This is a genomic window from Actinoplanes sp. NPDC051494, from assembly GCF_044454705.1.
In the GTDB taxonomy this organism is placed as follows: domain Bacteria; phylum Actinomycetota; class Actinomycetes; order Mycobacteriales; family Micromonosporaceae; genus Actinoplanes.
In genome coordinates, this window is sequence record NZ_JBITDZ010000003.1 from 759,866 (window position 1) to 771,416 (window position 11,551).

An 11,551-nucleotide genomic window follows, 5' to 3' on the forward strand; every position below is an offset into this window, starting at 1 on the left:
ATCGTGATCTACGGTAATCCGGCCCTGACCGACGAGGACCGCACCGTCCTGGCCGGGATCCATGACATGCGTCAGCAGCTGGCCAGCGTGTTGCGAGCTCCTCGCCGGTGGCAGGGCGGGCTGCGCCGGACCATGCTCGCGCGGGCGATCCGGGGTTCCAACAGCATCGAGGGCTACGTCGTGGACGAGGACGACGCCGCCGCCGCCCTCGACGACGAGGCTCCGTTGAGCGCCGACGAGCTGACGTTCGCGGAGATCCGTGGGTACCGCCAGGCGCTCGGCTACGTCCTGCAGATGGCCCGCAACCCGCATTTCACGATCAACACGGCCGCCGTCGGCAGCATGCACTACATGATGCTCGCGCATGAGTTGGGCAAGAGCCCCGGCCAGTACCGGACCGGCCCGATCTACGTGCACGACGACAAGCGGCAGGCCGTCGTGTACGAAGGCCCGGACGCCGCGCTGGTGCCCGCGCTCATGGAGGAGCTCGCGTCGAGCCTCCAGGTGGACCTGGATGTCGATCCGCTGGTCCGGGGTGCGATGGCGCATCTCAACCTCGTCATGATCCATCCGTTCCGGGACGGGAACGGGCGGATGGCGCGTGCGCTCCAGACCCTGGCCATCTCGCGGCACGCCATCGTCGAGCCGGCGTTCTCCAGCATCGAGGAATGGCTCGGGCACAACACCGAGGACTACTACCAGGTGCTCACGCTCACCGGTCAGGGCTCGTGGCAGCCGCGGGGTGACGCCCAGCTGTGGGCGGCCTTCAATCTCCGGGCGCACCACATGCAGGCCCAGACCGTCGCGCAGCGGGTCGACGAGGCCTCGGAGATCTGGATCGCGCTGGACGACCTTGTCGGCGGACGAGGGCTTCCGGAACGGGTCACGGGGACGCTTTACGAGGCGGTGCTCGGCTACCGGGTCCGCCGCTCCGGCTACATGAAGATGACCGAGGTCGAGAAGCACACCGCGACTCGTGACCTGGGCCGCCTCACGGAGCTCGGGTTGCTGATCCCGCGTGGGGAGACCCGGGGCCGGCACTACGTCGCAGGCGACCAGCTGCGTGAGCTGCGCGAGGAGTGCCGCCGGCGTCGGCGGCCGCTCGTCGACCCGTACCCGTGGATGCGGGCCCGGCTGGCGTCAGGCGGCCTCGGCCGTCAGTAGTTCCGGGCGCAGGGCGACGTTGGTCGCGGCGAGGGTGAACCAGAAGATGCTGCCTCCGCCCGGGTTGGGGTCGACGCCGAGGTCACCGCCGTGCAGGTCGATGATGCGGCGGCAGACGGCCAGGCCCAGGCCGGTGCCGGGGAAGCCCTCGGCGGCCGGGGCCCGGTGGAAGGGCTGGAAGATGCGGGTCCGCTGGTCCTCCGGGACGCCGATGCCGCGGTCCGCCACCTCGACGCGCCACCAGCCGGGGGACTGTTCGCGGGCGCTGACGGTGATGCGGGGGGCGGTGCCGTGGCGGACGAAGCGGGTGGCGTTGTCGACGAGCTGGCCGAGGACCTCGCCGAGGAGTTCGCCGTCGGCCAGCACGGGCGGCAGGTCGCCGACGTCGATGCTGGGGCGTTCGCCCTGGACCGTGTCGAGGCGGCCGGCGACGACGCCGAGGGTGAGCGCGGTCGTGTCGACCGGTTCGAGTTTGAGGGCCGCGTCGGCCGCCGCGGAGTACGTGAGGAGCTCGTCGACCAGCGTCAGCATGCGCCGGGTGCTGGCGCCGATGCGGTCGAGGAAGCCGCGGGAGGCCTCGTCCAGCTGGGGTGCGGTCTCCTCGAGGAGCAGCTCGGTGAAGCCGGCGATGGTGTGCAGCGGGGCGTGCAGGTTCTCGCCGGCCGCTCGGGCGAAACCGGTCAGTTCCGCCTCGCGTTCGCGCAGCAGCGCGGCCGCGGCGTCGGCTCGGGTCAGGGCGTCGAGCTCGGTGGCCTGGGCACGGGCCACCTCGGCCTGCTGACGGTCGTACGCGTCGCGGGCCTCGCGGGCGGCCCGGTGCCGGTGGGTGCCGACGGTCAGGACGGTGCCGGCCAGCAGCAGTGACAGCACGGCGGCACCGAGCATGGTGAGCGGTGCCGCGGCCGCCTGTCCGGTGCTGATCAGGTCGGTGGTCGGGCTGACCCGGACCTGCCAGGCGTGCCCGGCCAGGGCCACGTCGACCGTGGTGAACGCGTCCGAGGCGGCGCCCGCACCGTCGGCCGACCAGCGGGCGACCTCGTGGGTGACGCCGTCCGGGGCGGTCGACGAGAGCACGGCGGCGACACCGGTGACACCGGCCGCGCGCAGCGAGTCGCGCAGCAGGTCGGAGGCGCGGACGCCGATGACGACCCAGCCGCGGAACGCGGTGTCGTGCACCGGGGCGATCAGTTCGAACGCGGGCTGCCGGTGGGCCGGCGGCAGGTCGAGGTCGGCGTCGAGGACGTGGGCGGGGCCGGCGATGAGTCGGCCCCGGGACCGGGCGGCCTGCAGGCCGCGGTCGAGGTCGGGGGAGACGTCGAGACTGGTCCGCGGCGGCGGGGTGCTGCCGTCGAGGGTCCGCTCGGCCAGCACCTGGCGGGTCGGGGAGATGACGACGACCTGGTGGGCGCCGGGGAGGCGGTCGGTGGCGATCCGGGTCACGGTGGGGCCGAGGGAGGCGCCCGGCTGGGTGGCGGCGGCCGCGACGAGGTCGTGCGCGGTGTCCGCGTACCGCTGGAACGTCGTGTCCAGGGCGCCGCGCACGCTCGCGGTCCGCAGCGCGAGCTGGGCTGCGGCCGCGTCGTCGGCAGCCGCGTCGAGTCCGGTCGCCGCCGCGGCGCCGGTGCCGAGCCCGGCCACGAGCACGGCGGCCGCGAGGGCCACGCCGCGCCGGCCGGGAGCGCCGATCCACCTGGTGATGTTCACGATGCATGTATCGGACAGCGGCCGGGCCGGGTTGAGCGTCAGGAACGCGGGTTGCCGCATTGCTACCGTTCCCCGCGAGGGATGCTCACATAACGGATATGTTGGGACAGGTACAGGACCGGCACGGCAACCGGAGGGCCGATGAGCACCATCCTGCTCGTCGAGGACGATCCGGACATCCGCCACCTCGTGTCGTACAAGCTGGGTCAGGGTGGTCTGGATGTGATCGCCGTGGCGGACGGGGTCGCCGCGCTGCGTGAGGCCCGGGCCCACCCGCCCGACCTGGTGCTGCTCGACGTCCGGATGCCGCGGATGTCCGGCATCGAGGTCTGCCGCGAGCTGCGCGCCGGACCGCTCACCGCGAAGGTCCCGATCATCATGCTCACCGCCCGGTCCCGCCCGCAGGACCTCGAACAGGGGTACGCCGCCGGCGCCACCGACTACGTGGTCAAACCGTTCAGCCCGCGGGCGCTGCTGCTCCGGGTCGAAGCCGCGCTGGCCAGGGTCGCCGGCTGATGCTGCGGTTGTTCATCCTCGTCGTCGAGATCCTCGCCGCCGTCGTGACCCTGACCGCGGCCGGCATCGTCGCCACCCGGGTCTTCCGCGGCGTCCGGCACCGCAAGCGGGCCCGCCTCGCCGCCGGACCGCGCCGGGCGCTGCTCGCGTTCGTCGCCGACAACGGCGAGGAGGGCAGCCACGACCTGGTCGCCATCCCCGACGACGCGTGGCGGGCGGCCGAACCGCACGCCCTGGCGCTGCTCGGCAAACTGCGCGGCGAGGCCCACCTCGGACTGGTGTCGGTCTTCCTGCGCCGCGGCACGGCTCGCGCGGCGCTGGGCCGGCTGCATTCCCGGATCCGGGTACGCCGGGCCCGCGCCGCCCAGGTCCTCGGCGACCTGGAACTGCGCCAGGCCGTCCCCGAGCTGTGCCGCCTGCTCACCGACCGGCACGCCGAGGTGCGCGTGGTGGCCGTACGCGCGCTCGGCCGCATCGGTGACCCGGCCGCGGCCTGGCGCATCATCGCCAGCCTGGACCGGGCCGACCCGATCCCGTCGCTGCTGGCCAGCCACACCCTGGTCCAGCTCGGCGCGGGGGCCGAGGTGACGCTGTCGGCGGCGCTCGACCACCCCCATGCCCGGGTACGCGCGGTCTGCCTCGACGCGCTGGGCCTGCTCGGCGCCACCGCCTCGGTGGACCGCATCGCCCGGGTCCTCAAGGAGGACGCCCACCTGGACGTACGGATCTCCGCCGCGGTCGCGCTCGGCAAACTCGGCACCCGGTCCGCGCTGGAACCGCTCACGCTGGCCCTGCACAGCTCCCGCCCCAACGCCCTGCGGGCCGCCGCGGCCAAGGCGATCGGTGAGCTCGGGGCCCCGAGTGCCGTCCCGACGCTGGCGGTGCTGCTCGACGACGCGGCGTTCCACGTCGCCCACGAGGCCGCGCACGCGTTGCGCCGCCTCGGCCGGCCCGGGACCGCGGCCCTGGAGGCCTCCGGCAGCGACCACGCCGTCGAGGCCCTGGCCCTGTCCCGGGTCATGAAAGTAGAGGTCCCGGTCTGATGGAGGAGTTCATCCGCGACGCGCTGCGCTGGACCGACGTGGCGGTGTTCGCGTACTTCGTGGCGCTCAACAGCAGCTACCTCGGCCTGATCGTGCTGGCCGGCCTCGAGTTCCACAAGCACCTGCGGCGGATCCCGTTCGCCGGGGCCGACGACATGTTCCGCAGCCCGCTCACGCTGCCGGTGTCGGTGATCGTGCCCGCGTACAACGAGGGTCCGGGCATCGTCGCGGCGGTGCAGGCGATGACCGCGCTGCGCTACCCGCGCTACGAGGTCGTGGTCGTCGATGACGGCTCCGGCGACGACACGTTCGAGCAGCTCCGGGCCCACTTCGATCTTGTCGAGGTACCGCGGGTGGTGCCGGCCGACGTGCCGTACCGGTCGGAGGTGCTCTCCGTGCACGTGGCCCGGGCCAACCCGGAGACGCTGACCGTCGTGCGCAAGGCCAACGGCGGCAAGGCCGACGCTTTGAACGTCGGCATCAACCTGGCCCGGCACCCGCTGATCTGCATGGTCGACGCGGACTCGGTGCTGGACCCGGACGCGCTGCTGTCGGTCGCCAAACCGTTCGGTGACGACCCGCTGCGCGTCGCGGCGTGCGGCGGTGTGGTCCGCATCGCCAACGGCTGCAAGGTCGTCGGCGGCCGCGTCGTCGACGTCCGGATGCCCCGGCAATGGCTGGTCCGCACCCAGGTCGTCGAATACCTGCGGGCGTTCCTCATGGGCCGCACCGGCTGGTCCCGGCTCGGCGGCCTGGTGGTGATCTCCGGGGCGTTCGGGGTCTTCCGCCGCGACCTCGTGGTCCGGGTCGGCGGGATGGACCCGGACACCATCGGGGAGGACGCCGAACTCGTCGTCCGCCTGCACCACCACCTGCGCGAGACGAAACAGGACTACCGGGTCATCTTCGTCGCGGAGCCGGTCAGCTGGAGCGAGGCCCCGAGCAGCCTGCGGGTCCTGGGCCGGCAGCGCCGCCGCTGGCACCGTGGCATCGCCGAGATCCTCAGCAAGCACCGCCGCATGATCCTCAACCCCCGCTACGGGCGCATCGGCCTGGTAGCGCTGCCCTACTACGTGGTCTTCGAGCTGCTGGCGCCGTTCGTCGAGCTCTCCGCGCTGATCCTGCTACCACTGGGCGTCTGGGTCGACGCGATCAACGTGGAGTTCGCGTGGCTGTTCGCCCTCGTCGCGTACGGGTACGGCCTGCTCGTCAGCCTGGCCGCGCTGTTCATCGAAGAGGTCTCGTTCCACCGCTATCCGCGCTGGTCCGACCTGGCCCGCGGGGTCGCGGCGGCGGTGATCGAGAACTTCGGCTACCGCCAGATCCTGGCGGTGTGGCAGGTCACCGGCGCGTTCGGCGCGTGGCGCGGCAAGCAGGCGGTCTGGGGCACGATGCACCGCGAGGGCTTCGACACGGTGGAGGAGCGCTCAGAGATGGTCGGCGCCGGCCGGTGAGGCGCTCGCGTCCCGCGGATGCCGCAGGCCGGGATGCTCCGCCGGCAGGCTGCGCTGGATGATCCACCAGCTCACCGCCAGGCACGCGGCGACCAACGGCCAGGTCAGCACACCCCGGGCCACCCCGAGCGCCACCACGGCGTGCGCGGCCCACAACGGGACGAAAACCGCCAACCGCACGACATACTGCAGAACCCAGATCCAACTTCCCCGCGAGTACGCCCGCAGCAGCGCCGGATCGCGGCGCCACCGGGTCTTCTGGCCCAGCACGGCGCCGACGATGACCCCGAGCAGCGGCCACCGCACCACGATGCTGACCGCCCAGGCCAGCGCACTGGCCGCGTTGCTGACGATCTGGATGAGGAAGAAATCCTCGGCCCGCCCGGTCCGCAGGGCGACGATCGCGGCGACACAGACCCCGAGCAGCCCGATCAGTACGGCCCGGGGCTTGTCGCCCTGGCGCAGCCGCAACCCGCCCACGATCGCGGCGGCCACGATCGCGGCACCGGCACCGGCCCAGATCGACCGCCCACCGGCCAGCCACCCGGCGACGAAGACCACCGGCGGAACGGTCGCGTCCAGGGCGGCCCGCCGCCCACCCAGCAGATCGGCCAGCGACTCCGGTTCCGCCACGATCACACCCCGTTCTCCGTGTTAGGTCAGCCTACCTTCCGGCCCGTCAGGCACAATCACAGCCGTGACACGAGCACCAGGCGACGCCCAGCCCCCTTCCGAGTCCTTCTCCCTCGACCACTTCACCAATCTCTACCTGGCGAAGGACGACCCCTGGGACAACGCGACGAAGTGGTCCGACCAGCGCAAATACGCGGTCACCCTGGCCAGCCTGCCCAGGCGGAAATACCGTTCCGGGTACGAGCCGGGCTGCGCGGTAGGCATCCTCACCCGCATGCTCGCGCCCCGGTGCGAGGCGCTGCTGGCGGCCGACGCGGTCACGGCCGCGGTGGAGCAGGCCCGCACGTTCGTCGCCGACCTCCCGCACGTCCGGGTCGAGGAGGCGCTGCTGCCCACCGACCTCCCGAACGACACGTTCGACCTGATCGTGGTGGGCGACCTGCTCTACTACCTCAGCGCCGACGACCTGGCCGCGACGATCAACGGCCTGGCCGACCGTCTCGAGCCCGAGGGTGACCTGGTGTCGGTCCACTTCCGCGACCGGGAGAACGGCGGAAGCTTCGACGGCTTCAACGCCCACGAGGCCCTGCGCGACCACCCCGCGCTGACCCCGGTCGTCCACCACGAGGACGACTGGTTCCTCCTCGACGTCCTCCGCCGGTCCGCCTGATCCGGACAGACGATCGGGTGAGATCGTCACGACCGCGACGATCTCACCCGATGCTGCTGGAGCGTCTGTGCCCGCAAGCCGCACTGACCACTGGGTCCATGCCTGTGAGACAGCCTCGGTGCGGAGCGCCCATTACTATTCATGGGTCCCGGACCGCCATCAGCTGAGCCAGTGGTATGACGTTTCCCCGTGAGTCGACTTCGTGTTCACCGGTCGATCAGGTTGCCAATGGCTTGGGACGACACTCGTTACTTGTCGCCCATTGTCTGCCTTCCGTCAGTACTTTTCTCTCCAAGGCCACTGTACACTGAGCATCTTGCCGGTGGGTGGCTTGTCGACCTCGAGCCGATGCACGTGTCCGACCTGCTGCAGCTTGCTGCTCACGTCCTGCTCGTTCACCCAGCTCGCAGCGCTGTTCCATCGCTTGATGAACGCCGTCGGTGCAGGTTGCACAGCAAGATTCGGTGGGAATTCGATGCTCAACGTGGCTTTCCGCATCGGTTGCTTGACAATCTTCGAGAGAAAATGACCGAACTGCTTCTCGGTGTCCCGCAGGTACTGGATCACTGTTACCGAGACGGTCTCCCCGGGCGAGTACGAACGGTTCATGCCAACAATCGTGCGCCGATCGAGTTTGTGTGCCGAGCGTGAGTCGTCCAGCAGGCGGTAGACCTGCTGCTCGGGCACGTCGGTCCTGATCGTGCCCTGTCCGGACCAGCCGTATTCGAAGACGAACAGGCTTGCTCCGTTGTGGGTCGCCTCCAGCAGGAACTCTCGTTCACATTCGTGCATGTACACGTCGGTACCACTGATCCGGTAGGCCATGCTGTACTCGATGACCTTGAAGCCGGTCTGGGCCATCGCGTGGCGGGCCCGCCGTCCGACGATCTTCGCGCCGACAGCGATTCCCGCGCCGAGCCCGAGAATGACGGAGATCGGAACGGTGATCCATACCGGCGGGCTCCAGGCCACAAAAGCGGCTATCGCGCCGGCAGTGAGGACCGTACCGGCTATCGCGATCTCCCGGATGTTCTTGAACGTCGTGACGACCAGATTGAAGCGGTCGACCGTGCCTCGCGCGTTTCCAGTCATCAACCATCCCAGCTGCAAGTCCGGTCCTGCGTTCCGGAATGCCGTCAGTAGCCGAGCGATTGCACCGTACCCATCGGGCCGGTGAAGCTGCAATGCCGGTTCCGGCTAGCTCCTGAGATTTCCGCGGTGTGCTGGCTAGCGCTCCATGATCGGCGGGGCGACGTCCAGGACAAAAGGGGGGAGGCCCATCCTGAAGGTGAGGCTGTGCACCATTTCCCGAACATATGGGTGCGCGATTTCCACGACACCGACCGAGCCGAAAGCCTGTAACCTGTCCGCGTCGAGGGCCTCCGGCTGCTCCAGTCGGAAGACCAGGTTGAGTGACATCGTGGCGTTGAAGACGTCGCTCTCGGTCGCGTCGGTGGCGCCCAGGGTGTACATGAAGTCGTAGATGGCGTAATTGCCGGCGAGGCTCACCTGCGGCTCGATGCGTACGCGAGGCTTCAGCGGCGGTGACGCGGACGGTGAGGTCAGCTTCGCCTCCAGCGATCGCACCCGGATGTCGACAAGGGACGCGACCCGCGAGACCTGGTCGGAGAATCGCCTGCGTTGCGCTCTCTCAGAGGCCGTCACGGCGTTCGGGGGGCCAGTTCGCTCTGCAGTTCCCGCAGGTAACGGCTGTCGGCCTGACCGAAGTCGCGATACCGGGTCTGCACCTCGTTACCGGTTCTCGTCCGGCGCTGGGTGCCGATGGTGCCCGGCTGAGCCTGATCGCCGGACCACCATCGCCCGATGGCATCGTCGATACGGACGGGATCGACGACGGACTCGTAGGTCACGGAGCGTCTCGTCCACGAGTCGTAGGCGACGAACGGGCCGGTCCATACCTGCATTTCGAGCCGGTAGCCGAACACGCGGGCCCATCGCTGCAAGGTCGACACGCGAGGTTGTATGCGGCCCTTCTCGAAGTCGGAGATCGCCGATTGGGTCGTGCGCATCCGGCCGGCCAGTTCGGACTGGGTCCAGCCCCATCGTCGGCGGAGATTGATGAGGAAGCCGAGCAATTCGTTCCGCACGATCGTGTCCTCGAACGCCTCCCGAAATTTCGGATCTTGGAGGCGGCGTTGCAAGGACCGGTCACTGTCGTCACGGTCGCCTGGTTCGGTCATCGGTTCAGCATCTGGTTGCGACATCCTCTACTCCCTCCGGTATGACAATGTCAATCCCGTGCTGGGTATCGGTATTGCCGATGGTCTCATCGGCGGATGATCCCTGCCAGATTCCCGGCCAAGACTTCAGCCATCCTTAATCACGGATGTTTCCGCCAGGTACGCAGGCGATCATGGGCCAGGCGTCGGGTGGAGTCGTTGATCTTCCTCGATCGGGCGACCGTGATGTGTAGTGCCACCACGGCCCTGCTCGCGGACCCGCCGGCGTTGGCGAGGGGTGCGTATAGCAGGGCGTAGGTCTTGTTTTCCGAGGTGGTTACCCAGATGACCCGCAACTGGCCGTCGATGTTCTGGTCGTCGAGTGGTGGGGGCTCCGTGGATACACCCGGGCTGCGGTGACGATCTTTATGGCATTTGATCGCGAATCGCACTTCGGCCTCGGCCTCCGCGGGAAGGTTGATCAGTTCTTCCTCGAAAGAGGTGGTGCCGGTCGGGCCGCCGTAAAAATGCCAGATCGCAGGCACGCGTGAGCCTTCCGCCTGTCACTGCCGGGCGAGAAGTCCTCACACTATCGGGGCATATCGGAGATCGCCATGACGTGGCCTGGCTGATCGATGGCATGGGTGATCGGCCACCGGGCATCCGTACTCAGCTGTGGCCGTGGATCTACTCGTTGATGTTCCGTCTTATGGGTCTGACCGGAATATGCCCCCAAAAGGTCTTGTCATAACTGTCTGAAAGGACGACTTTGGAACTGGATATGGCTGCTGGAGTCGTCTACCGTCGATTGTGCGGCGGGCTCCTCGGGGATTGATCCTCGAGCGTGCTGTTGCAGGGTTGATGATTGATGCTGGACGGCGCCTACCGGTCGGCATCACCGCGGTGGGAGGCACCCGAGATCTCTCGAGTGCCCCCACCTCATTTTTTTCTTATTGGTCAGCCATCGGTTGCTCCTCGACAGGGCCGGTTGCAGGGTGGTCGATCTGCCTGGCGCCTACCAGGTTGGTGCGTATCGGTATTACCGATTGAGAGTACCAGTCCTGTTCATGGATGCGTCCTCGCGGCAAAGTCGCATCGGCGTGGGGCGGCGTGATTCACGCATGTCAGCCATGGATGGATCAAGCGGGCATGATACATCCATCGTTGACTCGGACTTTTGATCACTCAAAAGTCTCCACCTGCGCGACTCCGGTCCGTATCGGGCGGTTGGTTCTCATGCTGTCCTGTGTTTGTCAACGCTAGTTCTCCGTGGCGCGCAGAGTGGCATTTTTCGTCTGCTGAAGACGGAGTGATGCGGGATGAATGGGATATTCATTTTTGATCTCGATATTTTGTGATTCTTGGACCGATATGTCCGCGCCGGCGCGGCGGCACCTGATGGCCGGACGGTCGCGGCGAGATCCTTTCGGGTGACTTCCGCGTGCCATATCGGAGTGCCGCGCGCGGCGGCCCGCCCTTGTGTTGCCAGGAGGTACCGGCCTCCCGCAACTGCCGCATCCGGTCCGGCAGCACCGAGTCGATGGCCAGGTCGGGAGGCGTCAGACAGGCCCGATCCCGGTCCCACCCGGCCAGCCCGTGCCGCCGCAGTGTGCCGATGGCGGCGTCCACCCCCGGCACGTCGGTGCCGAGCCGGCCGGCCAGCTCGGCGACACTGTCGAACGTCCGGCGAGCAGCTCCACATGGATCTGTTGCTCCAGCCCGTCCAGGTCAAGGGTGGCGAGCACGTCCCGATCCTGAGATCGCTCCCACGCGCCGTCAAGGAACCGTGTCACATGGTGCTGAGGGCGACGCTCATGACGGTCACCGCCCCGGCCAGGGCGACGGCGAAGGCCCCGGTGCCGACCAGGAGCGCTCTGCGGCCGCCGATGCGGAAGTGGCGGGCGAGCTGCCAGAGGACGACGGCACCGAGGTAGGCGGCGACCGCGAGGTAGACGGTGGACATGAAGCCGAGGCCGGTGAGCAGCCCCGCGACGACGGCGACCGTGACGGCCGGGCCGGTCCGGAGGTCACGGCGGGCGAGCAGGAACGTGGTGACGCCGGCGAAGAGGGTGAAACCGGCGGTGAGGGCGACGATGAGATCCATGCCGGGGGGGGGGGGGGGGGGGGGGGGGGGGGGGGGCGGGGGGCGCGGGGGCGCGGGGGGGGGGGCGCGGGGGGGGAGGGGGC

General features: G+C 69.1%; 12 protein-coding genes. 5 read left to right on the forward strand and 7 right to left on the reverse strand.

Annotated features, from left to right (window positions below):
* The first annotated feature begins 3 nt into the window (after positions 1-3).
* Positions 4-1,164 (forward strand): Fic family protein, encoded by a 1,161-nt coding sequence (locus ACIA6A_RS16010; protein ID WP_396098377.1) that lies wholly within the window; start codon positions 4-6, stop codon positions 1,162-1,164.
* Here the strand turns inward: ACIA6A_RS16010 and ACIA6A_RS16015 are convergent.
* Positions 1,141-2,928, reverse strand: coding sequence for an ATP-binding protein (locus ACIA6A_RS16015; protein WP_396098378.1), 1,788 nt, complete (start codon positions 2,926-2,928; stop codon positions 1,141-1,143). The two genes, ACIA6A_RS16010 and ACIA6A_RS16015, sit on opposite strands and share 24 nt — an antisense overlap.
* An 81-nt stretch (positions 2,929-3,009) precedes the next feature.
* Here ACIA6A_RS16015 and ACIA6A_RS16020 point away from each other — a divergent pair, with 81 nt between their 5' ends.
* Genes ACIA6A_RS16020 through ACIA6A_RS16030 form a run of 3 tightly spaced genes read left to right on the forward strand, consistent with a single transcriptional unit; the run spans position 3,010 to position 5,881 of the window.
* Positions 3,010-3,384 (forward strand): response regulator transcription factor, encoded by a 375-nt coding sequence (locus ACIA6A_RS16020; RefSeq protein ID WP_396098379.1) that lies wholly within the window; start codon positions 3,010-3,012, stop codon positions 3,382-3,384.
* Positions 3,384-4,427: a HEAT repeat domain-containing protein gene (locus tag ACIA6A_RS16025; protein ID WP_396098380.1), complete on the forward strand. Its 1,044-nt coding sequence runs from the start codon at positions 3,384-3,386 to the stop codon at positions 4,425-4,427. The genes ACIA6A_RS16020 and ACIA6A_RS16025 overlap by 1 nt, the downstream gene beginning before the upstream one ends.
* Positions 4,427-5,881 (forward strand): glycosyltransferase family 2 protein, encoded by a 1,455-nt coding sequence (locus tag ACIA6A_RS16030; protein ID WP_396098381.1) that lies wholly within the window; start codon positions 4,427-4,429, stop codon positions 5,879-5,881. The genes ACIA6A_RS16025 and ACIA6A_RS16030 overlap by 1 nt, the downstream gene beginning before the upstream one ends.
* On the opposite strand, the gene ACIA6A_RS16035 is transcribed toward ACIA6A_RS16030, so the two are convergent.
* Entirely contained in the window at positions 5,855-6,514 is a 660-nt protein-coding gene (locus tag ACIA6A_RS16035; protein WP_396098556.1) for a DUF3159 domain-containing protein, read from the reverse strand. The genes ACIA6A_RS16030 and ACIA6A_RS16035 overlap by 27 nt on opposite strands.
* Before the next feature lie 64 nt (positions 6,515-6,578).
* On the opposite strand from ACIA6A_RS16035, the gene ACIA6A_RS16040 reads away from it, so the two are divergent.
* Positions 6,579-7,184, forward strand: coding sequence for an SAM-dependent methyltransferase (locus ACIA6A_RS16040; protein WP_396098382.1), 606 nt, complete (start codon positions 6,579-6,581; stop codon positions 7,182-7,184).
* 276 nt (positions 7,185-7,460) lie between these two features.
* On the opposite strand, the gene ACIA6A_RS16045 is transcribed toward ACIA6A_RS16040, so the two are convergent.
* The 5 genes from ACIA6A_RS16045 to ACIA6A_RS16065 all read right to left on the reverse strand — a co-directional run bounded on the left by ACIA6A_RS16045 (position 7,461) and on the right by ACIA6A_RS16065 (position 11,468).
* On the reverse strand, positions 7,461-8,276 hold the full coding sequence (locus ACIA6A_RS16045; protein ID WP_396098383.1) for a hypothetical protein: 816 nt from the start codon (positions 8,274-8,276) through the stop codon (positions 7,461-7,463).
* A gap of 135 nt (positions 8,277-8,411) precedes the next feature.
* The gene (locus ACIA6A_RS16050) at positions 8,412-8,771 is read right to left on the reverse strand and encodes a hypothetical protein (protein WP_396098384.1); all 360 of its coding nucleotides are present in this window, start codon (positions 8,769-8,771) and stop codon (positions 8,412-8,414) included.
* A 74-nt stretch (positions 8,772-8,845) separates the two neighbouring features.
* Positions 8,846-9,385: a helix-turn-helix domain-containing protein gene (locus tag ACIA6A_RS16055; protein WP_396098385.1), complete on the reverse strand. Its 540-nt coding sequence runs from the start codon at positions 9,383-9,385 to the stop codon at positions 8,846-8,848.
* 140 nt (positions 9,386-9,525) lie between these two features.
* Positions 9,526-9,909 (reverse strand): hypothetical protein, encoded by a 384-nt coding sequence (locus ACIA6A_RS16060; RefSeq protein WP_396098386.1) that lies wholly within the window; start codon positions 9,907-9,909, stop codon positions 9,526-9,528.
* A gap of 1,244 nt (positions 9,910-11,153) precedes the next feature.
* Positions 11,154-11,468, reverse strand: coding sequence for a hypothetical protein (locus ACIA6A_RS16065; protein WP_396098387.1), 315 nt, complete (start codon positions 11,466-11,468; stop codon positions 11,154-11,156).
* Positions 11,469-11,551: the final 83 nt, after the last annotated feature.